Origin of the sequence: Cohnella sp. GCM10020058, from assembly GCF_042683485.1 — a bacterium.
In the GTDB taxonomy this organism is placed as follows: domain Bacteria; phylum Bacillota; class Bacilli; order Paenibacillales; family Paenibacillaceae; genus Cohnella.
Window position 1 is genome coordinate 1 of sequence record NZ_JBHUJV010000014.1, and the last position, 25,199, is coordinate 25,199.

The following is a 25,199-nucleotide window of genomic DNA, read 5'->3' on the forward strand; positions in this document are numbered from 1 at the left end:
CATCGGAAAGCCGGATGAGGGAAAACCTCAAGTCCGGTTTGATGCAGGGGGTGCTGGAAAGTAAAAGGAGGGCTTGCGCCCTCCGATGAAATTTCAGTTCTCTACTCTACAGAACGTACAGTTGGACGGCGATGGTAGGAGCAGGTATGCGCGTATTCGGCATGCTGGGACTCTTCGATGGTTTGACGGATCGAAATAACTGCAATTGTACAGGTTTTTTCTTCTGACCAACGACACGGGATAAAAAAGATGCAAATATGCAGGTAAATGCAAAGCTCAAGCCGGAAATGGGGCTGGAGAAGTAAAATAAATGTACATTTGCATCTTTTCAACCTAGAAGGGCCGACATCGGCGAAAATAGATGTATATTTGCAGGCATTGCGGCGAAAGAGCGACGCGGAGGACGCGAAGATGAGAGGAGCGAGTCAGTGCGAGAGGGACGGACACAGGCGCCGCTATTAGTAGCGCCCAAGCCAGCCAAGCATGCAGAATTAATGAAATGAGCAAAAATAAAGGATGCAGCAGATCCCGATTAGGAGCAACCCCATGAGTTCGTTTTTTAAATATGATAGTAGGCAACTTCCGTCTCAGATAAGCGGATAACGCCATTGCCTCGCTCCTTGCGCATGCGCATAAGCAGCGTGAGGCGCGGTGAGAGCAGCCAGAAGTGCCAGTACACGAGAGATATAACCAAAGCCGGATGCGCCCAGGGATAAAGGAGCGCGGAGGCGCAGCAGCCGACCAGCATCAGATGAAAATGTAGACGGCGGAAGAGGCTGAGGCTCGTGTCCATGATCGGCAACGGACCGATCCACGGCCAGTCAATGCGGAAGCTCCAGCGTTTGCCGGCAGCGGCATCTACGCGGCGCAGCGTAATGCGCAGGACGACGGCATGAATGAGTATCATAACGATCAAGCCAACCGCCATGCACTCGAGCCCTTTCCACGCGTAAAATCCCGTTACGAACCCTGCTCCGAGAAGTGCAGTGGTCATATAACTATATTTGGTTTCCGGACGCATCGGAATTTTGCGTATCAGTTTATAATGATAGACGGTGGCCTCGCGCGGAGGCTCGGGCATTTTCATAGAAGATCTCCTTGTACGGCGCTTAGGTTCTGTAATTACTATCGGCTCCAATTACGCATATTGTTAAATTTCTGGCTGCAGCCGCTAGCAAGAGGTATATTTTCATAGAGTATGAGGCATACTAGTCCTAATAAGGCAACCAAAGGCGGGAATGCCATGAATGAAGAAGATAGCAAAGCCTGCATCGTATGCGGACAACGCGATCGGGAAGGCATTCGGATCATGAGTTCATTTATCTGTCATTCGTGCGAGTCGGAAATGGTGAATACCCAAGTAGAGGATCAACGATATCCGTACTTTGTTCAGCAATTAAAGCAATTGTGGGTCCATTTGGAAGGCTGACAGCCGACTGTGAAGAGGATGAGACGCAGAATACGAAGAAGTGCCGGGTTGAAACGGCGCTTTTTTGTGTTGTTTGGGGTGCGGCAAAAGGTCTGATATAATGGTGATTATGTAAAAATTTATGAGACCGAATGAGGAATGAGCGAGAATGCGATCGGCAAGAATCGAACAAGCACCGATATTCGATATGCTAGTAGGTCATGCGCAAAAACAGTTGGTTCCTTTCCATGTCCCGGGGCACAAGCAGCGCGCTATCATTAATGATGATGAAGAAGCAGCAGACTTCGGAATACTGATGAATATAGATGTCACCGAGCTATCGGATACGGATGATCTTCACGACCCGAGCGGAGCGATCGCGCAGGCGCACAATCTGGCAGCGGCATGCTTCGGGGCGGAAGAGACTTGTTTTCTTGTTGGGGGAAGCACAGCTGGCAACTTGGCAATGATTCTCGGCGTATGCGATCCGGGCGATCTTGTGCTGGTACAACGCAATGTACATAAATCCATTATTCACGGCCTGGCGCTCGCAGGCGCTCGATGCGTTTTTTTGACACCCGTGCTAGACGATCAGTCGGGTATCGCGATAGCTCCTAGCGTCAAAACTGTAGAGGAAGCTGTTGAAATTTATGGCGAGGCTAAGGCGCTTATTCTGTGCAGTCCCAACTATTATGGAATGACCGCTGACTTGAAGCCTTTGGTTGAAGCTGCGCATGCCAAGCGGATGCCCGTGTTGGTGGATGAGGCGCACGGTGCCCATTTCGGGCTTCATCCTGCATTTCCCACTAGCGCGCTCCAAGCTGGAGCGGATGTCGTCGTTCAATCGACGCATAAGATGCTGGGCTCGCTGACAATGAGCGCCATGCTTCATATGCAAGACGAGTTTGCACCACGGCCGGCGATTCGGCAAGCCCTTCGCATGGTTCAGAGCTCAAGTCCGTCCTATCCGTTGATGGCTTCGCTCGACCTGGCTCGAAGGGAAGTCCAGGTGCAAGGACATGCCTTATTCGATACGGCACTTGCGGTATCCCGGACTGTGCGTGAAGCCCTCGCCGAACTCCCCTTTGAGGCGCTTAATACGGATGACCCATTAAAACTGTCGATAAAGGAAAAGCGGGGAAGGCTGAGCGGCTTTGAGCTGCAGGCTGAGTTGGAAAAGCGCGGCTGTGTCGCCGAGATGGCGGATGCAAGCTATACGGTGCTGGCACTGGGACCCGGTACGAGAGAAGAGGATGGGGAGGCCTTGCTGCACGCGCTGAACCAAATTGCCATAGCGTTGAATGCTGAAGCTTCTGATATCTCAGCAACCGCTGATGAGACTGAAACCTCCCGCAATCAGGGCACAACGACTCCAATCTCGGAGCCGGTTACGATCAAGCGGAGAATCGTGTCTACGTCCAGCGTGGCTCTGGAGGCGGCAGCGGGCCATGTTTGCGGGGAATGGATCATTCCGTATCCGCCGGGCATTCCTCTGCTTTACCCGGGAGAGCCTATAAGCGAAGCTATAGTCGGGGAACTAAGACGCTTGGCGGCTGCGGGAGCGCGATTCCAGGGGGCGTCGGATGAATCCTTGGCGACGATTCGAGTCCTGACGGAAGGGGATCATGCATGAACGGCGAAGCATGGCATAAAAGACTGGAACCGCGCATAATCACTGCGTGGATCGCTTTGGGCGCTGCGGCTGCCATTATTATTTATCTGTTGTTTGTACCGCCGGTCATCGGCGTAGCGGACAATGGCGACTTCAATCGCGTCATGGGCGCTGCCGGCATCGCTTATGCAGACCCGCAGGAATCCTATACGGACCGCTACTTCGGCTATGCCCATCAGTTCTATCAGTACGGCGGCTTTACTTCCGGCGGTTATGTATCGACGCATGTGCTGCTTGTGGCCATCGCCGGAGGGATCGGTAGACTCATCGATCCCCAGACGTTCGATATTCGCGTACTCGGCTTTTGCTACATGGCCCTCATGCTTTTTGCCTTGTGGCTTCTCGTGCGTTATGCGCCAACGATGCGGGGCAAATACACGACCGGCACCGCCGCCGTCTTTATAGCGGTGATCGTCATCGGCATTTTTTGTGATGTCGGCTATACCGCTTATTATCAGTCATTCTTCGGCGAACCGTATGCCCTGGTTGCTACCTTGCTTGCCTTGGGTGCAGCGGTCGCGATTGCGTCGCGCGTTGATCCGGATAAGCGGAGCACGGCAGCGCAACACGACTCTGGGCCGTTCGTCCGTCCTCCTTCTGCGTGGTTGCTGGCGCTGTTCGTGGCCGCTGGCGTCGCCCTGGCGACCTCCAAAATTCAAAACGCGCCAATCGGGTTCCTGCTGGCCATCCTGGCTTGGCGTATGGCCGCGCTGCGCCCCGATCGGGGCTGGCGGTTGCGCGCAAGAATCGGCGCAGGCATCCTGGCGGTATCGGCCATCCTCATGATGGCGCTAGCGCCGGATCAGCTTCGGCATATCAACCTGTATCAATCGATCTTTTTCGGCGCGCTCAAGGATACGCCGAATCTGCAGCGGGATATGAGCGAACTGGGCATTCCGGACAAATACGCGGGATTGGCGGGCACGAACTTTTTTCAAAAGGATACGATAATCCCCCAGAACGACCCTACGCTTCGTCGAGAGGTATTGGATCGGCTGTCCCACCGCGATATTGCCTTGTACTATGTCCGGCATCCCGAGCGGTTCGTGAGCAAGCTTGAGAAGGCGGCAAATAACGGAACGGCTGTCAGACCCTATTACCTGGGAAATTATAGTCAATCCGCCGATCGTGAGCGAAGCAAGCTGTCCTACGCGTTCAGCGCATGGAGCGAATGGAAGCATCGTCATATGCCGAATTCGCTAGCCTGGTTTATTGCTTGCTACGCCTTCTATTATGGGCTCCTCGCAGGTTGGTGGCTTAGAAGCGCCGGTAGGCCCGGTAGCAGGCTGTTGGCGGAGTCGCTCGCCGTCGTGGGCGCTGCAGGCGCCGTAGCTGTGACTGTATCGCTCATGGGGGACGGGGAAGCGGATCTCGGCAAACACCTGTTCATGTTTAACGTATGCTTCGATATTATGGCAGCAAGCGCGATTGCCGGCGCCGTTTATGGGCTGCTGTGGGGGATACGGGCCCTTGCCGCCAGGAGCGGGAATCGCAGGCAGGCGACGATAATCATTCAACCTGCGAAGCTTTCAGGCTATAATAGAGAAGAGTAGACGCTAAGGGGCGTCTGCCTATTATATAGAATCGGGGCATTCGCAGGATGAAGAAAGGTAATTTCATTACAATAGAAGGCAACGAAGGCGCGGGAAAATCGACGATTGCGGTGATGATGCTCGATTACTTGCGAACGAAGGGCCTGGATGTCGTGGCGACGCGCGAACCCGGCGGTATCGCGATCGCGGAGCAGATCCGCGCAATTGTGCTCGACAACGCAAATACCGCCATGGACGGCCGCACAGAGGCACTGCTATATGCGGCGGCCCGCAGGCAGCACTTCGTCGAGAAGATTGTACCTACCCTCGAACAGGGTAAGACGATCTTATGCGACCGCTTTATCGACAGCAGCCTCGCCTACCAGGGATTCGCCAGAGGACTTGGCATCGACGAGGTGATGTCGATCAACGCATTTGCGATCGAAGGCGGACTTCCCGACCTGACCATCTACTTGGACGTCGATCCCGAGATTGGCATCGAGCGGATCCATGCGCATGGAGACCGGGAGATCAATCGTCTGGATCTGGAGTCTCTAGCGTTCCACCACCGCGTACGCGACGGTTATCTGGAGGCGTTGGCGCGATTCCCGGATCGTATCGTACGCGTCGATGCCAATCCAGCTATCGAGAACGTGTTCGCGACGGTAGCGGGGGTGCTGGATCGCTTTTTGGATCAGGCTGAATAAGATAATAGCGGTAAATGCGTCAATGGCGGCGCCCGCGCTTGGATAGCGCTTGCAAAAATGCGGCGCGGGGCAGGATTTGAAGCTGCAGTGTCAAATTTTATAAAGAGAAGCTCATATTACATTGAATTGGGAGGAATGATGGATGAAGCTGGTCATCGCCGTAGCACAGGACAAGGATAGCAACAGGCTCTCCAATGCGCTCATCAAAGAAGGGTTCCGCGCAACGAAGCTCGCTAGTACCGGAGGATTTCTCAAGGCCGGGAATACGACGTTCCTGATCGGCATCGAAGACGAACGGGTACAGCAGGTGCTCGACGTCATCCGTGCCAACTGCAAAGTGCGCGACCAATTGGTTACCCCTGTTTCTCCGGTCAGCGGCGCAGCCGACTCCTATATTCCATTTCCGGTCGAGGTACAGGTGGGCGGCGCAGCCGTCTTCGTGGTCCCGGTCGAACGATTTGAACACTTCTAATTATCAGGCGGGATGTGAAGCGGGATGAAGATCCAGCCGGGTTATTTTCCCCCAAACAATAAGATTCAACGTACGGATGCCAACTCCAGGCCGAGGGAGATGCCTAACTTCGGCGATCTGATGCAGCAGAACGAAGAAGGACGCACCCAGGAAGAGCTGCAGCGCAAGCTGGAGGACATCCGCCAGCAGGGCGATCGTCTCATGCGCTCCATGACGGTGCGCGAGCTGAAGCTGTACCGGATGATGGTCAAGGGATTCCTCGAAGACACGTTGAAGCGCGGCATTGCCCTGAAGGAGACAAAGGGCTGGGATCGGCGCGGACGCGGCAAGCGGTACAAAATATTGGAGGAAGTCGATTCGATGCTCGTGGCCATGGGCGAGGAGCTCCTGGGCAGCGAAGAAGGCCGGTTGGAGCTACTGCAAAAGGTCGGCGAGATTCGGGGACTTCTGATCAACCTGGTATTCTAACGGCGCACCAGTCGTTGCCATACATTCAGTCCATCAACGAGAGAAGGTTCAATGCAATGACGATCGCATCGGTACCGGGGCAGGATCGGGCCAAAAGACTGCTGCAAGGCATGCTCCGCAGCGGCAAGGTTGCGCACGCCTACCTGTTCGCGGGTCCGCAGGGGTCGGGGAGAAGCGCGATGGCGCTAGCCTTTGCGATGACGCTGCTGTGCGAACGCGGGGGCGACGACGCTTGCGGCGAATGTCTGACATGCCGCAAGGTCCAGCACGGCAACCATCCCGACCTGCACCGGGTCGTTCCGGACGGTCAGACGGTGAAGATCGATCAGATCCGCGAGTTGCAGCGGGAGCTGTCTTATCGCAGCGCCGGCTCGCAGCGCAAGATTTACGTGATCGAGGCGGCGGAGACGATGACGGTTCAAGCGGCCAACAGCCTGCTGAAGTTTCTGGAGGAGCCGCCGTCGCCCGTCGTGGCGATCCTGATCGCGCCGAGCGAGCAGGCGATGCTGCCGACGATCGTATCGCGGACGCAGCTCGTGCCGTTCACGCCTGGCGATCCGAAGGCGACGGAGGCATTGCTCGTTCGCGAGGGCACGCCGCCACTGATCGCCAAGTCGGTCGTTCATCTCACCGCCGGGTTCGAAGCTGCGCGAGCGCTGGCGGCCGAGAATTGGTTTGCAGAAATAAGAAACGTAGTGATACAATTAGGCAGGGAGATCCCGTCCCGGTTCCCTGGTGTGCTGCTAACTGCGCAGACCCAGGTGTTTAAGACGGATCTGGCCGAGCATACCGACATTTTGCTGCAACTGTTTGCTTTATGGTATAGAGATATGATTTACGTCATGACCGGCCGCGAGGAGAGGCTCGTCTTTCCCGATCAAGCGGAATGGCTCTCCAAGCAGGCCTGGACCCGAAGCGTCCACGCGTGGACCCGGTCCATGGAAGCGGCGCTGTCCGCCGTTCGCCGTATCAAGGCGAACGTGCAGCCGCAGCTCGCTTTCGAGCAATTTCTAGTGACGTCCGCACAGACGGCGGGTTAACCGCATCGGAGCGTCTGCATCGGCGTACGGGAGGGGTAGTTTTGTACGAGGTTGTCGGCGTCCGCTTCAAGAAGGCGGGCAAGGTCTATTACTTTGACCCGGCCGAACATCCGGTAGCCAAGGACCAGCATGTCATCGTCGAGACTGCGCGAGGCGTCGAATACGGCACGGTCGTCATCGGACCGAAGACCGTCGGCGAGGCCGACGTCGTCCTTCCGCTCAAGAGGGTTATACGTGTCGCTGCTGACAGCGATGCGCATGCAGTCGAGGAAAACCGGAATGCGGCGAAAAACGCTTTTACCATCGGATTGCAGAAAATTAAGGACCATCAGCTCCGAATGAAGCTGGTGGACGTCGAATACACGTTTGACCGCAACAAGATTATTTTCTACTTCACGGCCGAAGGCCGCGTCGACTTTCGCGAGTTGGTGAAGGACCTGGCCGGCGTATTCCGCACCCGTATCGAGCTCCGTCAGATCGGGGTGCGGGACGAGGCCAAAATGCTGGGCGGCATCGGCCCCTGCGGCCGTGTGCTCTGCTGCTCTTCCTGGCTGGGGGACTTCGAGCCGGTCTCGATCAAGATGGCGAAGGACCAGAACCTGTCGCTGAATCCGACCAAGATCTCCGGCTTGTGCGGTCGCCTCATGTGTTGTCTCAAGTTCGAGCATGACAACTACGAGAGCGCCAAGGAAGAGATGCCGGCCGTAGGCAAGATCGTCGTCACCTCGTTCGGGGACGGCAAGGTCGTCGGGCTCAATGCGGGCAGCCGCAGCGTCCACGTACAGTTGTTCGAGGTCGGCAAGGTCAAAGAACTTCCTTTTGAAGAAGTCGTCGTAAAGTAATTCCAGCAGCGCCTATCGTCACCGACACAACCTGGCTTTAAGGTGGAGCTTGCCCATGAAGGATATATACTTAGGCGTGGATGAACTTGAGACGAAGCTAGGCGGCCTCCATACGGAATTCGGCTCGCTGAAGCTCAAGATTAAGGAATTGGTCGAAGAAAACCAGCGGCTGCGCATCGAGAACCAGCAGCTGCGCAAGATCTTCAAGCGCGAGACAATCGAATTCGTGGCAGAACCTGCGGTCGACGTATCGGAGGAACCGGCCGATACCCGTCAGCAGGAGCAAGCCGAGACTGCGGCCGGGTCTTCTATTGGCGAAGGCTACGACAACCTGGCCCGGTTGTACCACGAAGGCTTCCATATTTGCAATGTATATTACGGGCATCTGCGAATGGAAGGCGATTGCTTGTTCTGCCTCTCGTTTCTGAGCAAGCCTTAAGTGTAGTTTAACCGCGCACAGCCGACTCTCCAATCCGGGGGAGCCGGCTTTTTTTTGCAGAAGAAACGGGATGGGACACGGTGCGTTGCTGGCATTGAGCAGGCAAATCGAGTAAGCTTAGAAACGTGATGCCGGCATCAAAAACCGGTATAAAAAAGTGGTACGAAATGACGCATATATAATAGAAGAAAAAAATTCGGGACGGTGCGTTGGGCGTTGAATGAAGACGATAACATCATGCTCGGGAAGCCCCAATTGCTGGATGGCGAGCGGTTGGACGACCTGTTGACGCATGCGTATAAAATTATACAGAGCAAAGAGGTTTTCAGCTTCTCGTTGGATGCCGTTCTACTAGCCAGGTTCGCCGACATTCCGAAGAAAGGGAGGATTCTCGATCTGTGCACGGGGAACGGCGTCATCCCGCTGCTGCTCGCAACAAGGACCGATGCATCTATCGAAGGCGTGGAGCTGCAGCCTCGGCTCGCGGACATGGCCAAGCGGAGCGTCGCTTACAACGAGTTACAATCGCGGATCCGCATTCGGGAAGCGGACCTGAAGACACTGCCCGCGCTGCAGGGCAGCGAGGCGTACGAGGCCGTAACGGTGAACCCGCCCTACAAACCCGTCGGTTCCGGAGAGCACAAGGAAAATCTGCATCAAGCGCTCGCGCGCCATGAGATCGGATGCACGCTGGAGGATGTCGTGGCGGCCTGCGCGAGAAGCGTCCGTGAGGGCGGGCGCGTCTCCATGGTGCATCGTCCGTCCAGGCTGGCGGAGATTATGGCCGCTATGCAGAGGCATCGGCTCGAACCGAAGCGGATGCGCTTCGTGCACTCACGGGCGGGAGCCGAAGCGAATATGGTGCTTATCGAGGCCAGCTTGGGCGGAAGGCCGGAACTTCGCTTGCTCCCGCCACTAATCGTATACGAAGGAGAAGGCCGCACGTATACAGGCGAACTGCTGGACGTATTTTACGGGCGCAAAAAGGAACTGAACGACACGGACACGAGTGAAGGGGCGGAGGATTGAGCGATGAAGGAGAAACGGGATCGCAGCGGGCGAGGAAGGAGTCCGCATGGCGCATTAGAGCGCGCCGAACTGCCGGAAGGCCGCGGACAAGCCCGCGAGCGGAACACCGATCGCACGTCGGCTGCTCAGACACAGCTGCCTCTGCAAGCAGCTGCACAGGTTCAAAAAAGCTTTGGCGCTCGCGAGTCAGGCGGACCGGGCACGCTCTATCTCGTCGCGACGCCGATCGGCAACCTGGAGGATATGACGTTCAGGGCCATTCGTACGCTAAAGGAAGCCGACCTCATCGCAGCCGAGGATACGCGCCAGACGCGCAAGCTGCTCACGCACTTCGATATCTCTACGCGTCTGGTCAGCTACCACGAGCATAATAAGAGAGCGAGCGGACCGGAGCTTGTCCGGCTGTTGGCCGAAGGCACGACAATCGCCCTGGTGAGCGACGCCGGCATGCCGGCCATCTCCGATCCGGGCGCCGATCTCGCGGCTGCGGCCGCCGAGCAAGGCATACCGGTCGTTCCCATTCCGGGCGCAAATGCCGCGCTTTCCTCGCTCATCGTATCCGGCTTGCCGACGGAACGGTTCCTGTTCGCAGGCTTCCCGCCCCGGGACCGCAAGGGAATAGAATCCTTCCTCGCCCGTCTGGATCGGGAAGAAGCCACGCTCCTGTTGTACGAATCTCCGCATCGGCTCAAAAAGACCGTGGAGGCGGTCGCCGAGCGGTGGAGCGGCCGACGGATCGCGGTCGTGCGGGAGCTGACGAAAAGGCATGAAGAGATTGTACGGGGCACAGCCGAAGCTTGCCTGCAATATATAGAAGCCCATCCGCCCCTGGGTGAATGCTGTCTGGTCATCGAAGGCGCGGATCCGTCAGCGGCTTTGTCGGCCGATCCTAGCGAGGCCTGGTGGTTCGAGCTGACAACGGCCGAGCATGTCGCCAGATACGAAGCGCAGAACGGCGAAAATCGCAAGGAAGCGATGCGGTTGGCGGCGCGCGATCTAGGCTTGTCCCGCCGGGAAGTGTACCAAATGTTGCTCGAAGAAGAAAAAGACCCCTCCGCGGACTAAGTCCGGGAGGGGTGGCAAGGAGATATAAAAAGGTTAGAAATAACGATGTTGGTAAGTGCTTCTTCCATTATAAACGAATTTCTCTAATTTGTCACACGGTTGCAGGTAAATCCTTCAAGCATTCTCTGCAAACGATTTTTCCCTTAAAATAAATAACGTTGTCCGCATTGCCGCAGAAGATGCAAGCCGGTTCGTATTTCTTCAGCATGATGCGCTCGCCGTCCACATAGATTTCCAGCGCATCCTTTTCCCCGATACCCAGCGTTCTGCGCAGCTCGATCGGAATGACCACACGACCCAGTTCATCCACTTTCCGTACAATGCCCGTCGACTTCAACATTTGGAAATCCTCCCTCATTCGCGTAAAATAAGATTAAACGAAATGTCGGAGAACCTCCGCATATTCGCCATCATTCGACAAAATTCTTTCTTTTCCGTACTCTATCGTACCAACGATTCCCAAATAAGTCAACCAGAAATAGTGGCTTCTTTAGCTGAAATTTAGCTGAATACCCGCTAACTTCCACAGTTTAGCACCAATTCACCAATATATTAGGTAAAAAACGGGATTAATTCTTAAAATTAGCGGATGACACCATTCGACAAAATCATAATCGTTTGTCGAATGTGAAGCCCAAACCTACGAGGTGATCGAAACATGTACCGTCTTCGGGAGGAAAAAGTATTCAAGGACCCCGTTCATCAGTCCATCTACGTACAGGAAGCGACGATCTGGAAGCTTATCAACACCGCCGAGTTCCAACGATTGAGGCGCATACGGCAGTTGGGGACTTCGTACCTGACCTTCCATGGGGCAGAGCACAGCCGATTCTCCCATTCGCTGGGCGTATACGATATCACGCGAAGAATTATCAGTCAATTTGAGCGTAACGGATACCAGGACTGGCCGCAAGAGGAAAAAATGGTCAGTTTATGCGCTTCTTTGCTGCACGATGTCGGACACGGTCCTTTTTCCCACGCCATCGAACAAGTGTTCGATACGGATCATGAGGAGTGGTCGTGCGCGATTATATTGGGAGATACCGAGATCAATCGGGTATTAAAGGAAGTAAGCGAGGATTTCCCGCAAAAGGTTGCCGCCGTCATCTGCAAGACGTACGACAAGCCGATCGTCGTGAGCCTCGTGTCCAGCCAGATGGACGCGGACCGAATGGATTATTTGCTCAGGGATGCGTACTTCACGGGCGTGAACTACGGTACCTTCGACCTCGATCGGATCTTGCGCGTGCTGCGTCCTTATAAGGGGCGAATCGTGGTGAAGGAGAGCGGGATGCATGCAGTAGAAGATTATTTGATGTCGAGATATCAAATGTATTGGCAGATCTACTTTCATCCCGTGACGCGCAGTTCGGATATCGTACTGAGGCAAATTTTCATGAGGGCGCGCGAGTTGTTCCGCGGGGGCCATGCGTTCAAATTCCTGCTGCCGCCGCTAGCGCAGTTGTTGAACGGCACGATCGGACTGCGGGACTATCTGGCGCTGGATGAAGCGATGGTACAGACTGCGTTCGGCCAATGGGCGGACGAAGAAGACGAGATATTGGCGGACTTATGTAAACGGTTCTTAAACCGCCGATTGTACAAGTATGTACCCCTCGACAGTCCGCACGAAACACTGGAGGCGGAGCTGCGGGAGCAATGGGAAAGGATCGGTCTGCACCCTGATTACCACCTTCAGATGGACACGCCGACGAACCTTCCCTACGACGTGTACAAGCCAGGATCTCCGGATCCCGAGCCCAAAGAAAAGACCCCCGTCCTCGTGCTGGACGAAAAAGATCGATTGACCGAGATATCTTTAAAAAGCGATATCGTCCGGTCGATCGCGGGACTTCATACCGGGAAGTATTATATCTATTATCCCGAAGACCTGGTGCTCCCGCATGTCCATGATCTTAAACCCGAGATTCGCGAACTGCTGGGTTTATAGATCTTATACCAAATTGATTTGACCAAAGGAGGCGTTCACGACATGCTGTTCGATACGCACGCCCATCTGGACTCACCAAAGTTTGACGACGATAGAGAAGAAGTGATTGCGCGGGCCAAGGAAGCGGGCGTCGGTACGATTGTCAATATCGGCTTCAACCGGGAGACGATCCCGACGACCATTGCATTAGCCGAAAAGTACGATTTTATCTATGCGGCCGTAGGCTGGCACCCGACGGATGCCGTCGACATGCGATTGGAGGATGACCTGGGCTGGATCGAATCACTATGCAGTCACCCCAAAGTCGTGGCGATCGGCGAGATCGGGCTCGATTATTATTGGGACACTTCGCCCAAGGACGTCCAGCAGCTCGTATTCCGCGAACAGATCCGGCTCGCGAAGCGGATCGGCAAGCCGATCATCATTCACAATCGGGATGCTCATGAGGACGTCGTCCGTATTCTTCGCGAAGAAGGAGCAGCCGAGATCGGGGGCATCATGCACTGCTACTCCGGCAGCTGGGAGACGGCCAAGCAATGCTTGGATATGAACTTCTATATCTCCTTCGGCGGGCCGGTCACCTTCAAAAACGCGCGCGTTCCCAAAGAGGTATTGGCCCGTGTCCCCCTGGACCGATTGTTGATCGAAACCGATGCTCCGTACCTTACCCCCCACCCCTATCGTGGCAAGCGAAACGAGTCGTCTTATGTGCAGTTTGTAGCTGATTCCGCCGCGGAAATCACAGGCCTTTCTAGGGAAAAAATAGAAGAAATTACGGATCGAAATGCACGTGTCTGTTTTCGACTCGAAGAAAAAGCGCCAACAAACGCAGAAAAATAAATATTTTCTAAGAAAAAACTAGCTTTTGCCTTCGAAATCCTAAAAATATGGCTGAAATTTGCCTTAAAACGCTGAAATTCGCTCTTTGCACGTTCTTTACACCTTTGGGGCGTGCGGGTTATTATCTAATCCAGAAGTCCGAATATGACATTCCTTTTCCAGTGCGCTTAATCTCCCAGCGGGGAGAGCGGGGGACCCGACGCGGACGATATCGGCGCTTGCCGATGTCCCAGCGGTCCGAGCAATCTTGGGGTGAGTAGCGAACGACGGGCGCCGTCCGGCTGACGGCAGACCGCTTGATCGCTTAGGGCAGACTCTCGACGCCCGAACCCGACAGCTAACCTCGCAAGCGTAGTAGAGAGAGGTAACCTCGTGCCGCCCCATCGTCCCTCGTCCAGTTGAGCGGAAGCCACGACCAGGCCCTCTGTCGCAGGCTTTTTTTGTGCCCGAATTTACGCGTTCGGTGCCGATAGCCGCTAAGACCGCTCCACGGAAGCACCCACGGGATGAATGGCAGGCGCATGACATGCCTCCATAGCTGGGCAAGGCGGCGCAATTCGCTAGTGTGCAAGCCGCTCCACACTAAGCTTCCAGCGCCGTTATCACAAATGGATAGTCGCGTCAGACGAATATCATGTAAAACAGTCGACGGCGAGGCTATGAAGGAGGAACGAGAAAATGGGTGCAATCCCCCTTCAAGGGACCCATGATCCACGACCGACCGGCAAGCTTACCGCAGCGCGATGGTTGCATGAGCATCTGCGTTTGATTCTCTTGAGCGCAATCTTGTCCTTTGCTCTTACCATCTGTCTCATCATGCTGCTGCACGGCGCGTCCGCCAAGAGCGTGACCGTCGTGGACGGCGGGAAATCTACCGTCATCCAAACCCGCACTTCCGATGTCTCCGCCTTGCTTAAGGAGATTGGCATCACGGTCGGTCCAAACGATCGGTTGTCGGCAGCGCTCACGTCCTCGGTAGAGGACGGCACGCGAGTCGTCATCGATCGGGCTATGAGCGTTCAGCTCGTCGCAGACGGGAAGAAAGAGACCAAATATACAACAGTCAAGACGGTGGGTGATCTGCTGCAAAATGAAGGCATCACGCTCTCCGCAGAAGACAAAGTTACGCCGGCACTCACGTCAAAGATCGACGAGGGACTGCAGGTGAAGGTCGTCCGCGTCACACGCGAGGTCGTCACGACCGAGCATCCGATGGCGTACAAAGTTGTCAAGACAGCGGATCAGAACTTGCTGGTCGGCAAGACGAAGGTCATGCAGACGGGCAAGCAAGGCTTACTGGTGAAAAAATTCGAGCGCGTCTACGAAGACGGCAAGCTCGTTAACGAACAGCTCATCTACAAATCGCTTGATCAGCCGATCGTGCAGCAAGTCGTAGCCGTCGGCGCGAAGAAAAAAGCGGCCGTCGTGTCGCTTGCCTACAACAAAGCCGCAGACGAAGTTAAGACACTCCAATTGAACGGCAAATCCGTGAAGGTAAAGAGCGTTTTATCCGGCGTCACGTTAACCGCGTATTCCGCGGGTCCGGCTTCGACGGGCAAAGACGTAGGCGACGCGGGCTACGGCATCACCGCTTCCGGTACCACGGTATCCGAGGGTCGTACGATTGCCGTCGATCCGGATGTCGTGCCTTTGGGCTGGTGGGTCTACATCGAGGGCATCGGCTTCCGCCGCGCGGAAGATACGGGCAGTGCGATCAAAGGCAAGAAGATCGACGTGTACTACGACAGCGAGCGGTATGCGAATAAGTTCGGCAAGAAACGCGGCAACACTGTGTACGTGATCGGACCGGTTAAGCCATCGGCCGCCTGATAGGTTCTTAATTTTTATTACCCGCTATTATTGAGTTTGTGTCTGTTTTATGTCGGAGCGGTCAAGTTTTTTTGGCGGCGGCCTGGTCGGGTCGCTGCATCCTGGGAAGAGGCCTGTGCCTCTTCCCTTTGTCATTTGCGGGATGTCGGCTATAATAGGGCATACGAAGCAATACGAACGGATAGGGGAACGAACGGAGCGAGCGGGGTGAACGGTATCGGCCTGGCTAAGATAGCAGAGATCATCGTTGTGGAAGGCAAGGAGGATACCGTGGCGATCCGAAGGGCGGTCGACGCGGACACGATTGAGACGGGCGGTTCGGCGATCGACGAAAAGGTGCTGCGACGCATCGAGCTGGCCCGCGCACGGCGCGGTGTCATTATCTTTACGGATCCGGACGTGCCGGGCGAGAAAATACGCAAGATTATCGAGGCGAGGGTGCCGGGATGCAGCCACGCGTTCTTGGCGAAGGCCGATGCGCGCGGCAAGGACGGCATCGGCGTCGAGCACGCGAGCCCGGAGGCGATACGCGCGGCGCTGGCACGCGTGCGGCCATCGGCAGGGGGCGGCGCAGTTGCCGTCGCCGATGGAGCGCTCGCGGCGCAGCGCGGCGACGGGGCTTCATCGGCGTCTGCGTCCGAGGCGGCGCTGGCAGGCGCGGACCGGGCAGCGATGGCCGGCGCAGGCGCGGAAGCTGGCCCAAGCGCGGGAGACGGCGAGCCGGAGATCGCCTGGCCGGATCTGATCGATGCGGGGCTGATCGTACATCCGGCCGCCGCAAGCCGCAGGGAGCGCATGGGCGAGCTGCTGGGCATCGGATATGCCAACGGCAAGCAGTTCTACAAGCGGCTCGGGATGTTTCGCATTACGCGGACGGAGTTCGCAGAGGCGCTCAAGCAGCTGACGAGAGAGGGAGTAGGCGAATGACGAAGCATGCGGGAGGCGTAAGCGGTATGGCGGGTGCCATGGATATCGCGACGCCGACGCGGACCAAGGATATTATCCGCAAGCACGGCTTTACCTTCAAGAAAAGTCTGGGTCAGAACTTTCTGATCGACAAAAATATATTGGACAAAATCGTGGATGCTGCAGCGCTCAACAAGGACAAGGGCGCACTGGAGATCGGCCCGGGCATCGGCGCGTTGACGGAGCGACTCGCACAGGAAGCCGGCAAGGTCGCCGCAGTCGAGATCGACAATCGGCTGATCCCGATCCTCGAAGAAGTACTCTCGCCCTATCCGCATGTATCCGTCGTGCACGGAGACGTGCTGAAGACCGACCTGGCGAAGCTGTGGTCGGAGCGGTTCGCCGGCTGCAGCGAGGTCAGCGTCGTCGCGAACCTGCCGTACTACGTGACGACACCGATCGTCATGACGCTGCTGGAGCAGAAGCTGCCGCTCGACCGAATCGTCGTCATGGTCCAGAAGGAAGTGGCCGAGCGGATGGCGGCCAAGCCCGGCGGCAAGGATTACGGCACCCTCAGCATCGCTGTCCAATACTACTGCGTAGCGGATATCGTCTGCGTGGTGCCGTCCGGCGCCTTCATTCCTGCGCCGAACGTCGATTCGGCCGTCATCCGACTGACCAGGCGCGAGGCGCCGCCGGTCGACGTATCCGACGAGGCGCGATTTTTTCGCGTCGTGCACGCGGCTTTCACGCAGCGGCGCAAGACGCTGCACAACAACCTGGCTGCGCTCGTCGGCAAAGAGCGCAAGGCCGAGCTCGCCAGCCTGCTTGAGGCAAGCGGCGTGAAGCCGGAGCGGCGCGGCGAGACGCTGTCGCTTCAGGAGTTCGCGACGCTGGCCGAAGCGTTGGCTGCTGCCGGCATGATCGCATAGAACCGAGGGTCCCTGTCTTGTCGACGACGGGGACCCTCGCTTGCGTTAATGCGTGCACCATTGGGCGCCCCTCCCCATAGGATAGACGAAGAGGTGATTCGCCCATGAAGCTAGGGGACTTGGTCGTCCGCAAATCATACGGCGGCGATGTATTGTTCCGAATCGCGGCCCTGCTGCAGAATACGGCGGTGCTGCGGGGAACGGATTATCGGCTGCTCGCGGACGCGCCTGTAGGGGACCTCGAGCAGGTACGGAACCCGGACGAGCTGCGCGGCCCCCGGACGGCACGCGTGCAGGCCGGCGAATCGGTGAGACGGATGCAGGCGGAGCGCGCCCATGTCCAGGAGGGGATCGAGGAAGCGGCCTCGTCCGGGCAGCGCAAACCGTACTTTGAGATGCCGGGCAAGGTGCTCCATCTGGACGGCGACGTCAATTACTTGAAAAAGAGCATGGCCGTATACAGGCAGCTGCGCATGCCCGCCGAAGGCGTTCACTGTCACGAATCGCAGATGGCGGCCGCAGTAGCCGACCTGTTGCCGAAGGTGATGCCCGATATCGTGGTGATTACCGGCCACGACGGCGTCTATAAGAACAGAACCGACTACGAGCAGCTGTCGAGCTATAAAAACACGGGCAACTTCATCCAGGCCGTCCGAACCGCGCGCAGTTACGATAAGAGCAAGGACTCCCTGATTGTCGTCGCGGGTGCTTGCCAGTCTCACTTCGAGGCGCTGATGTCCGCCGGCGCCAACTTCGCCAGCTCGCCAGCGCGCATTATGATCCATGCGCTAGATCCGGTATATGTCGCCGTCCGCGCAGCCTTTACGCCGTTCAGGGAGACGATCGACTTGCCGGACGTCATCTCGAATACGATCAGCGGCATGCGGGGCGTCGGCGGGGTCGAGTCGCTGGGCAAATACCGGATCGGACTCCCGAATATCAAGCCCACCAACATCGTCCCGACGCTCACGGCCGCGGAATTTGGCTAAATTCTATTTCCTCAGACTCATTTTGATTAAAATTAAAATGATATTAGAAAAACATTATTGACAATATTTCTTGTCCGCTGCTATAATATTTAACCACTTGACACCTCCCCTGGATTTAGGTATAATTTACAGGGAAAGAGGTGGTAGTGGACATGTCCAAGAACGCGCTTCTGGATATCAAACGAAGCTTGGAGCCGCATATCGGATCCAAGATCATGCTCCGCGCCAACGGTGGCCGCCGTAAAACCATCGAACGCACGGGAGTTCTCGAAGAAATTTACCCGTCGGTGTTCATCGTCAAGTTGGACCAGGAGCAGAATGCGTTCAAGCGTGTCTCGTACAGCTATGCTGACATTCTCACCGAGTCCGTCGAAGTCATGCTGTGCAATGAACAAGGTCAGGTCCGCATCGATTTGCAGCACTGAGCTTTTGGATCGTTAAGGCAGTCGCGCCCTTACAGGCACGACTGCCTGTTTTGCATTTTGGGGGCGGCTCGGGGGCACCCTAACGGTTGACGGCCGCGCTGCTTCATTGCGCGAAGCCTCATCACAGCCACGGGAGGGATTCGCATGAGCAGGCGCAGAGGACGGACGATGACCGAATCGTTCAAGACGGAGCTCGCCAAGGATCTCGGCTTCTACGGGAAGGTCGAGAGCGAAGGCTGGGGCGCTATCAGCACGAAGGACGCGGGCAATATGGTCAAGCGGGCGATCCAGCTCGCCGAGCAGTCGCTAGCGCGCAAGCAGGACTGACGTGCCGGCGGGGCTAGTGCCCGGCTGCGGTACAGGTCGGGCGCATTGAGGGGCAGAAGAAGCCGCCGGGGGCATCCCCGGCTTTTACATATAGAAGTCCATTCCTGTCAAATCGCAATTCGGGCAGGGGTTTGTTATAATATGTTAAGCTTTGGAGCGACAGGAATCAGGCGAAGCAGAAGGTCTGGCAGGTGGACATATGACGAAAATATATGAGAAAGCGCCGGCGAAAATCAATCTGGTGCTCGACGTGCTGCGCAAGCGGGAAGACGGCTATCATGAAGTGGAAATGGTCATGACGATGGTGGATCTCGCCGATCGTCTCACGCTCGAGGAGCTGCAGCGCGATCAGATCGTGCTGGCCAGCCAAGCCGGCTTTATCCCGCTTGACGAGAAGAATTTAGCCTTTCAGGCTGCCAAGCTGCTCAAGCAGCGTTATGGCGTCAAGAAAGGCGTCTATATTTACCTGGACAAACAGATCCCCGTGGCTGCCGGGCTCGCAGGAGGGAGCAGCGATGCCGCCGCCGCACTGCGCGGGCTCAATCGCCTCTGGGATCTGAACCTCGGCTTGCCGGAGCTGGAGGCGCTGGGCGCCGAACTGGGCTCCGACGTACCCTTCTGCGTGCGCGGGGGCACGGCGCTGGCGACGGGGCGCGGCGAGCGGCTGGAGAGTCTTGCGAGCCCGCCGCAGTGTTGGGTCGTGTTGGCCAAGCCACCCATCAACGTGTCGACAGCGGACGTGTACGGGCGTTTCCGCGTGAGCGAGGTCGGGAAGCATCCGTCCGTGCCGGACATGCTGGCGGCGCTCCGCGAAGGGTCCTTCGACCGGATGTGCGGCGCGTTGGGGAACGTGCTGGAAAAGGTAACGCTGGCCCATTATCCGGAGGTCAGGCAGATCAAGGAAGTGATGACGCGGCTCGGCGCGGATGGCGTGCTCATGTCCGGGAGCGGGCCGACCGTATTCGGTCTCGTATCCAAGGAGTCGAAGCTGGCTCGCATCTACAATGGTCTGCGCGGATTTTGCAAAGAGGTTTACGTTGTACGCATGCTCACCTAATCATTCTATAAGCCAGTTCCATCGGGTGTAAGAAAGGGTGCCATGGGGCTTTTGACGCCTTGCTCAAAACCGGATAAAAGTGTTATTATATCGTTATAATATTCGGTTTTGGACGGGGTGGGTTGGATGAAAAAGTTAAAGCGCAGTGCGCGGCTCGTTGAAATGACGCAATATCTGCTGGATCGTCCCCACACGTTAATATCGTTGACAGCATTCGCCGAGCGTTACCAGTCCGCCAAGTCCTCGATTAGCGAGGATCTCGCGATCATCAAGGAAGTATTCGAGGACGAAGGGATCGGCGAGCTTCACACGTTGGCGGGCGCAGCCGGCGGCGTACGCTTCATTCCGAAGTGCCGCAAGGACCAAGCGCTGCGCAAGATCGAAGAAGTATGCAGCATGCTGGAGCAGCCGGATCGTCTGCTGCCGGGCGGATATCTATATATGACCGACCTGCTGGGCCAGCCTGGGCTGCTGCAGGATCTCGGACGCATGTTCGCCACCGCCTTCGCGGACCGGGACATCGATGTGATCATGACGGTGGAGACGAAGGGCATTCCGCTGGCGCATGCCGCGTCTCAGTACCTGAACGTTCCCGTCGTCATCGTCAGACGCGACCACAAGGTGACAGAGGGCTCCGTCGTCAGCATCAATTATGTCTCCGGTTCCAATAAGCGGATTCAGACGATGTCGCTGGCACGTCGCGCGCTTAAGGAGCAGAGCCGCGTGCTCATCATCGACGACTTCATGAAGGCCGGCGGTACGATCCAAGGCATGGTCGACCTGCTTAGCGAATTCCGGGCGATCGTGGCCGGCGTCGGCGTCCTGGTTGAATCGGGCGAGGTGGACAACGAGGAGCGTCTGCTCCACGATTATATTTCCCTGGCGCGGCTCACCGAAGTCGATCTGAAGACGAAGCATATCGCCGTTCAGCCAGGCAACTTCTTTCAGCCTTGATTAAGCAAGGGATGGGGGAATCGATCGCGAACTTCAACCGCCGACCTCAATTTTGGTTAGCGGTTTTTTTGCGCTTCAGGGAATTGGAGGATGCGTTCATAGACTGCAAAAAATGCCATTCCGAAACGCCGTTTTGCGCCGATCGGAAGCCGCGCGAAAAGGGAGTTTTTGTCGAAATAAAGCCAATGTGGGCGTACAATGTCGACATTATCCGGTATTGAAAAAATATTTAAAATAATGGACTAGTTTTACCAGATTTAAGAAGGAATCGGCACGATTTTGTGGAATATTACACCAAGTCTTCTGATGGGGCAAAGGTGGTGAACACAAGTGCAAATTACAGATGTTAGACTCCGCCGCGTTAATTCCGAGGGGCGAATGAAGGCAATCGCGTCTATCACGATCGACAACGAGTTCGTCGTCCATGATATTCGCGTGATCGACGGCAACAACGGCATGTTCGTTGCTATGCCGAGCAAGCGTACGCCCGACGGAGAATTCCGAGATATCGCTCATCCCATTTCTTCGGGCACGCGCGAGAAGATCCAGTCCGCCGTACTCGCCGAGTACGAGCGCGCAGCCGTGGAGGAAGAAGAGGTGCTGGTCGAAGGTGCGTAGTGCTTGTGTTCGCGCTTAACGGCGGTATGCGCCGAGAATATGAAGTAGCATCGACGAGAGCCGGCGACGGCTCTCTTTTCATTTGCTTTGTAATAAGCTATGATCACAAGTGAAAAATACCGTGCGCGCGGGAAGCGGGAAAAGGAGGCATCTGCCCGATATGACGAGAATGGCTGTGATTCTGGCTGCCGGACAAGGCAAGCGGATGAAATCCAAATTATATAAAGTGCTGCATCCCGTATGCGGTAAGCCTATGGTCGGGCACGTGCTGGACGCGGTCCGCGGCATCGGCTGCGAGCGTGCCGTCGTCGTTGTAGGCCACGGTGCCGAGGCCGTGCAGCAGATGCTGGGCGATTCGGTTGAATACGCACTCCAGCAGCAGCAGCTTGGGACCGGACACGCGGTGCTCCAAGCCGCATCCGCAATCGGCGGCACGGACGGCTTGACGCTCGTCGTCTGCGGCGATACGCCGCTCGTAAGCTCGGAGACGCTCGAAGCGCTCATCTCCCTGCATGCGTCCGAAGGCGCAGCCGCCACGATTTTGACCGCAGAGCTTGCGCAGCCGGCAGGCTACGGACGCATCGTCCGCGGCGAAGACGGCAGCGTGCTGCGCATCGTGGAGCAGAAGGACTGCACGCCGGAGCAGGCGGCAATCCGGGAGATCAACACGGGCACGTATTGCTTCGACAACCTGAAGTTGTTCGAGGCGCTCGCCGCCGTTACGAACGACAACGCCCAGGGCGAGTACTATCTCACCGACGTGATCGGCATTCTCCAGGCGCGCGGCGAGCGCATCTCCGCTTCGGTCGCGGCGGATTCGGCCGAGTCGATCGGCGTCAACGACCGCATCGCGCTCTCCGAGGCGGAGCGGCTCATGCGGGAGCGCATCGCGCGGCGCCACCAGACGAACGGCGTGACGATCGTGGATCCGGCCGGCACCTACATCGAAGCCGGCGTTCAGATCGGCGCCGACACGGTGCTGTACCCGGGCACGGTCCTGCGAGGCGGCACGGTCATCGGCGAGGACTGCGTCATCGGTCCGGGTGCGGATCTAACCGATACGGCCGTCGGAGACGGCTCGACGATCCGCCAATCGGTGGCGGAGTCGGCGCAGCTGGGCAGCGGATGCGCCGTAGGTCCGTTCGCTTACCTGCGGCCGGGCACGAAGCTTGCGGACAACGTCAAGATCGGCGACTTCGTCGAGATCAAGAACGCCGAGATCGGCGCCGGCAGCAAGGTTCCGCATCTGAGTTACGTAGGCGACGCGGTCGTCGGCAGCGGCACCAACATCGGCTGCGGGACGATTACCGCCAACTACGACGGGTATAATAAATCGAAGACCGTCATCGGCGACGATGCCTTCATCGGCAGCAACTCCAACCTGATCGCCCCGGTGACTATCGGCAACGGCGCCTACGTGGTCGCCGGCTCCACCGTCACGCATGACGTGGCGGACGGCAGCGTTGCGATCGCGCGCGCGCGCCAGGTGAACAAGGAAGGCTATGCGGACAAACTTCGCGGTAGAGCCAAGTCAAAGAAGGAAGCGGCAGCAAAGCGCAAAGACGGCGAAGACTCCCGCGAATAGCGAAAAGATTTAAACGGACGGCGATTCGCGGCCGCCCCGCACAGGCGCGGGGCTCGCCATCGCCCTCATCGAAAGCGAGGCGCTTATGAGCTACCCTGACAATACCTTGAAGCTATTTTCCTGCAGCTCGAATCCTCGCCTGGCGGAAGCGATCGCCAGGCATATCAGCGTGCCGCTCGGCGACGTGAAGGTCACCCGCTTCAGCGACGGAGAGATTCACATCCGGCTGAACGAGAGCGTGCGCGGCGCGGACGTATTCGTCGTCCAGTCGACCTCCTGGCCGGTCAACGAGCATCTGATGGAGCTACTCGTCATGGTAGACGCGCTCAAGCGCGCCTCCGCCAAGACGATCAACGTCGTCATTCCTTATTATGGATACGGCCGCCAGGACCGCAAGGCCCGGTCGCGCGACCCGATCACGGCCAAGCTGGTCGCCAATCTGGTCGAGACGGCAGGCGCGCACCGCGTGATCGCCATGGACCTGCACGCCATGCAGATCCAGGGCTTTTTCGACATTCCGGTCGATCATCTGTTGGGCGTCCCGATCCTCGGCGATTACTTCCAGAGCAAGGGCCTGATCGCTCCTGTCGTCGTGTCTCCCGACCACGGCGGCGTGGTGCGGGCGCGTCGGCTGGCGGACGAGCTCCAGGCGCCGCTTGCCATCATCGACAAGCGCCGTCCGGAGCCCAACGTCGTCGAGGTCATGAACATCATCGGCGACGTCTCCGGGCGCACCGCGATCCTGATCGACGACATTATCGACACGGCCGGCACGATCTGCTTGGCAGCCCAGGCGCTTAAGGAGGCTGGAGCAAGAGAGATCTACGCCTGCTGTACCCATGCCGTGCTGTCCGGACAAGCTATGGAACGGCTGGAGGCATCGCCGATCACCGAGGTGACGGTGACCGATACCATCCCGCTCCGCACGCCTGGCGCCTCGACCAAGATGCGCGTGCTGTCGGTCGCTCCGCTGCTCGGCGAAGCGATCGTGCGCATTCACGAGCAGCAGTCCATCAGCAAGCTTTTTGAACCGCACGCTTGACCGTTTGAAGGCCGCGTCGTCTCCATGGAGATTACGCGGCCTTCTTTGCGGTACCGCTGCGGCTTTGACATGGCATGGCCCGCTGCGGTTCCCTTTTTTGTTTAACGCCCCCTCCCGAAGGGTAAAATAAATGCATGTCTTCAAATCTTGCAGCAATCGGGAGGAATCGGTATGACGACGACATTGCGTGCGGAATCGCGCCAGCGTTCCACGAAAGGTGCGCTTAGGCAGCTTCGGATACAAGGGCAGGTACCCGGCGTAGTATACGGCAAGGGCTTGCAGGCGCCGAGCGCCATCGCGCTCGATGGCAAGGAGCTTTCCAGCCTGCTGCGCGGTCACGCGCATGCGGTATTGCAGCTGGAGGTGCCGGGCAGCGGCAACCAGTCCGTGCTGCTGACGGATATCCAGCGCGACAAGCTGAGCGGTCAGGTGCTTCATGTCGATTTCCACCAGATTAATCTGAATGAGAAGATCAAAGCCCCGGTCCGCATAGAAGTGACGGGTACGAGTCCCGGCGAGAAGGAAGGCGGCCTGCTGACCGTCGTGCTTCACGAGATCGAAGTGGAATGCGTCGCCCGGGATCTGCCTGAGTCCGTGTCTGCGGATATCTCGGCACTCGGCTTCGGCGAGAACCTGACGATCGGCCAACTCGCGTTCCCGTCCGGCGTCAAGCCGGTACAAGACGAGGATACGGTTGTCATCGCCGTGCTTGCGCCGCAGAAGGAGATCACCGAGGACGAAGCGGATGCGGCGGCAGATGCTGCCGAGGAGAACGCGAAGCATTCGGATGCAGCAAAAGCTGTGGAGACCGACGCTTAAGATTTGCACAACGTTATCCACATATGTGTATAAACTCCGCCAGACTGTGGATAAGTCTGGCGGTTGTTCATGTGTATAGGTTTATTGTCCTATTCAATCGCTACATAACGACATGCCTGTTTATGAATTGTGGATATTCGAGCGAACCATTTTTCAGGTCCAAAACCTGCATTTATACATGTATTTTCTGCCGGCCAACGGTACCCGACGAAAGGACCTGCAAGTGTGCAGGTAGATGCAAAGTGCAAGT

Annotated in this window: 27 protein-coding genes and 1 riboswitch; of the genes, 25 read left to right on the plus strand and 2 right to left on the minus strand. The window is 57.1% G+C overall.

Annotation, left to right across the window (positions count from 1 at the left end; all coding sequences use genetic code 11):
* Positions 1-559: 559 nt before the first annotated feature.
* The gene (locus ACFSR7_RS24405) at positions 560-1,087 is read right to left on the minus strand and encodes a transposase (RefSeq protein WP_378166123.1); all 528 of its coding nucleotides are present in this window, start codon (positions 1,085-1,087) and stop codon (positions 560-562) included.
* A 156-nt stretch (positions 1,088-1,243) separates the two neighbouring features.
* Here ACFSR7_RS24405 and ACFSR7_RS24410 point away from each other — a divergent pair, with 156 nt between their 5' ends.
* The 11 genes from ACFSR7_RS24410 to rsmI all read left to right on the plus strand — a co-directional run bounded on the left by ACFSR7_RS24410 (position 1,244) and on the right by rsmI (position 10,674).
* Positions 1,244-1,429: a sigma factor G inhibitor Gin gene (locus ACFSR7_RS24410; RefSeq protein WP_378166125.1), complete on the plus strand. Its 186-nt coding sequence runs from the start codon at positions 1,244-1,246 to the stop codon at positions 1,427-1,429.
* A 148-nt stretch (positions 1,430-1,577) separates the two neighbouring features.
* Positions 1,578-3,041, plus strand: coding sequence for an aminotransferase class I/II-fold pyridoxal phosphate-dependent enzyme (locus tag ACFSR7_RS24415; RefSeq protein ID WP_378166127.1), 1,464 nt, complete (start codon positions 1,578-1,580; stop codon positions 3,039-3,041).
* Positions 3,038-4,633 carry a glycan biosynthesis hexose transferase WsfD gene (wsfD, locus tag ACFSR7_RS24420; RefSeq protein ID WP_378166129.1) on the plus strand — a complete coding sequence of 532 codons (1,596 nt, stop codon included), beginning with the start codon at positions 3,038-3,040 and terminating at the stop codon, positions 4,631-4,633. Before ACFSR7_RS24415 ends, wsfD begins: the two co-directional genes overlap by 4 nt.
* Positions 4,634-4,680: 47 nt before the next feature.
* Positions 4,681-5,319, plus strand: a complete 639-nt coding sequence (gene tmk, locus ACFSR7_RS24425) for a dTMP kinase (protein WP_378166131.1) — start codon at positions 4,681-4,683, stop codon at positions 5,317-5,319.
* A 142-nt stretch (positions 5,320-5,461) separates the two neighbouring features.
* Entirely contained in the window at positions 5,462-5,791 is a 330-nt protein-coding gene (locus ACFSR7_RS24430) for a cyclic-di-AMP receptor (protein WP_067781248.1), read from the plus strand.
* A 24-nt stretch (positions 5,792-5,815) separates the two neighbouring features.
* Positions 5,816-6,259: a YaaR family protein gene (locus ACFSR7_RS24435; protein WP_378166133.1), complete on the plus strand. Its 444-nt coding sequence runs from the start codon at positions 5,816-5,818 to the stop codon at positions 6,257-6,259.
* A gap of 56 nt (positions 6,260-6,315) precedes the next feature.
* On the plus strand, positions 6,316-7,299 hold the full coding sequence (holB, locus tag ACFSR7_RS24440; RefSeq protein ID WP_378166135.1) for a DNA polymerase III subunit delta': 984 nt from the start codon (positions 6,316-6,318) through the stop codon (positions 7,297-7,299).
* A gap of 41 nt (positions 7,300-7,340) precedes the next feature.
* Entirely contained in the window at positions 7,341-8,141 is an 801-nt protein-coding gene (locus tag ACFSR7_RS24445) for a PSP1 domain-containing protein (RefSeq protein ID WP_282912072.1), read from the plus strand.
* Positions 8,142-8,196: 55 nt separating this feature from the next.
* On the plus strand, positions 8,197-8,580 hold the full coding sequence (locus ACFSR7_RS24450; protein WP_378166136.1) for an initiation-control protein YabA: 384 nt from the start codon (positions 8,197-8,199) through the stop codon (positions 8,578-8,580).
* Between the two features lie 237 nt (positions 8,581-8,817).
* Positions 8,818-9,609, plus strand: a complete 792-nt coding sequence (locus ACFSR7_RS24455) for a tRNA1(Val) (adenine(37)-N6)-methyltransferase (protein WP_378166280.1) — start codon at positions 8,818-8,820, stop codon at positions 9,607-9,609.
* A gap of 3 nt (positions 9,610-9,612) precedes the next feature.
* Complete coding sequence (gene rsmI, locus ACFSR7_RS24460; RefSeq protein ID WP_378166138.1) at positions 9,613-10,674, plus strand: 16S rRNA (cytidine(1402)-2'-O)-methyltransferase; 1,062 nt, start codon at positions 9,613-9,615, stop codon at positions 10,672-10,674.
* Positions 10,675-10,765: 91 nt separating this feature from the next.
* Here rsmI and ACFSR7_RS24465 read toward each other — a convergent pair whose 3' ends face one another.
* On the minus strand, positions 10,766-11,014 hold the full coding sequence (locus ACFSR7_RS24465) for an AbrB/MazE/SpoVT family DNA-binding domain-containing protein (RefSeq protein ID WP_067781230.1): 249 nt from the start codon (positions 11,012-11,014) through the stop codon (positions 10,766-10,768).
* Between the two features lie 318 nt (positions 11,015-11,332).
* Between ACFSR7_RS24465 and ACFSR7_RS24470 the strand changes: the two genes are divergently transcribed.
* The 14 genes from ACFSR7_RS24470 (at position 11,333) to ACFSR7_RS24535 (ending at position 24,949) form a co-directional block, all read left to right on the plus strand.
* Complete coding sequence (locus ACFSR7_RS24470) at positions 11,333-12,625, plus strand: HD domain-containing protein (protein ID WP_378166140.1); 1,293 nt, start codon at positions 11,333-11,335, stop codon at positions 12,623-12,625.
* Between the two features lie 42 nt (positions 12,626-12,667).
* Positions 12,668-13,465: a TatD family hydrolase gene (locus ACFSR7_RS24475; protein ID WP_378166142.1), complete on the plus strand. Its 798-nt coding sequence runs from the start codon at positions 12,668-12,670 to the stop codon at positions 13,463-13,465.
* A gap of 154 nt (positions 13,466-13,619) precedes the next feature.
* Positions 13,620-13,832, plus strand: a riboswitch (cyclic di-AMP (ydaO/yuaA leader).
* Positions 13,833-14,143: 311 nt separating this feature from the next.
* The gene (locus ACFSR7_RS24480) at positions 14,144-15,295 is read left to right on the plus strand and encodes a resuscitation-promoting factor (protein WP_378166144.1); all 1,152 of its coding nucleotides are present in this window, start codon (positions 14,144-14,146) and stop codon (positions 15,293-15,295) included.
* Between the two features lie 207 nt (positions 15,296-15,502).
* Positions 15,503-16,222: a ribonuclease M5 gene (rnmV, locus tag ACFSR7_RS24485; protein WP_378166146.1), complete on the plus strand. Its 720-nt coding sequence runs from the start codon at positions 15,503-15,505 to the stop codon at positions 16,220-16,222.
* A 26-nt stretch (positions 16,223-16,248) separates the two neighbouring features.
* A complete protein-coding gene (gene rsmA / locus ACFSR7_RS24490) occupies positions 16,249-17,133 on the plus strand; it encodes a 16S rRNA (adenine(1518)-N(6)/adenine(1519)-N(6))-dimethyltransferase RsmA (protein WP_378166282.1) in 885 nt (294 codons plus the stop codon).
* 104 nt (positions 17,134-17,237) lie between these two features.
* Entirely contained in the window at positions 17,238-18,122 is an 885-nt protein-coding gene (gene yabG, locus ACFSR7_RS24495) for a sporulation peptidase YabG (RefSeq protein ID WP_378166148.1), read from the plus strand.
* A 152-nt stretch (positions 18,123-18,274) separates the two neighbouring features.
* Positions 18,275-18,547 (plus strand): biofilm formation stimulator Veg, encoded by a 273-nt coding sequence (gene veg / locus ACFSR7_RS24500; protein ID WP_277529852.1) that lies wholly within the window; start codon positions 18,275-18,277, stop codon positions 18,545-18,547.
* A 144-nt stretch (positions 18,548-18,691) separates the two neighbouring features.
* Positions 18,692-18,874 carry a small, acid-soluble spore protein, alpha/beta type gene (locus tag ACFSR7_RS24505; protein WP_378121794.1) on the plus strand — a complete coding sequence of 61 codons (183 nt, stop codon included), beginning with the start codon at positions 18,692-18,694 and terminating at the stop codon, positions 18,872-18,874.
* 199 nt (positions 18,875-19,073) lie between these two features.
* Complete coding sequence (gene ispE, locus ACFSR7_RS24510) at positions 19,074-19,931, plus strand: 4-(cytidine 5'-diphospho)-2-C-methyl-D-erythritol kinase (RefSeq protein WP_378166150.1); 858 nt, start codon at positions 19,074-19,076, stop codon at positions 19,929-19,931.
* A 126-nt stretch (positions 19,932-20,057) separates the two neighbouring features.
* Positions 20,058-20,885 (plus strand): pur operon repressor, encoded by an 828-nt coding sequence (gene purR / locus ACFSR7_RS24515; RefSeq protein ID WP_378166151.1) that lies wholly within the window; start codon positions 20,058-20,060, stop codon positions 20,883-20,885.
* Positions 20,886-21,215: 330 nt separating this feature from the next.
* Positions 21,216-21,503 (plus strand): septation regulator SpoVG, encoded by a 288-nt coding sequence (gene spoVG / locus ACFSR7_RS24520; protein WP_067781204.1) that lies wholly within the window; start codon positions 21,216-21,218, stop codon positions 21,501-21,503.
* Positions 21,504-21,663: 160 nt separating this feature from the next.
* Positions 21,664-23,088, plus strand: a complete 1,425-nt coding sequence (gene glmU, locus ACFSR7_RS24525; RefSeq protein ID WP_378166153.1) for a bifunctional UDP-N-acetylglucosamine diphosphorylase/glucosamine-1-phosphate N-acetyltransferase GlmU — start codon at positions 21,664-21,666, stop codon at positions 23,086-23,088.
* 85 nt (positions 23,089-23,173) lie between these two features.
* Positions 23,174-24,130: a ribose-phosphate diphosphokinase gene (locus tag ACFSR7_RS24530; protein WP_378166154.1), complete on the plus strand. Its 957-nt coding sequence runs from the start codon at positions 23,174-23,176 to the stop codon at positions 24,128-24,130.
* 171 nt (positions 24,131-24,301) lie between these two features.
* On the plus strand, positions 24,302-24,949 hold the full coding sequence (locus ACFSR7_RS24535; RefSeq protein ID WP_378166156.1) for a 50S ribosomal protein L25: 648 nt from the start codon (positions 24,302-24,304) through the stop codon (positions 24,947-24,949).
* The last annotated feature ends 250 nt before the right edge of the window (positions 24,950-25,199 follow it).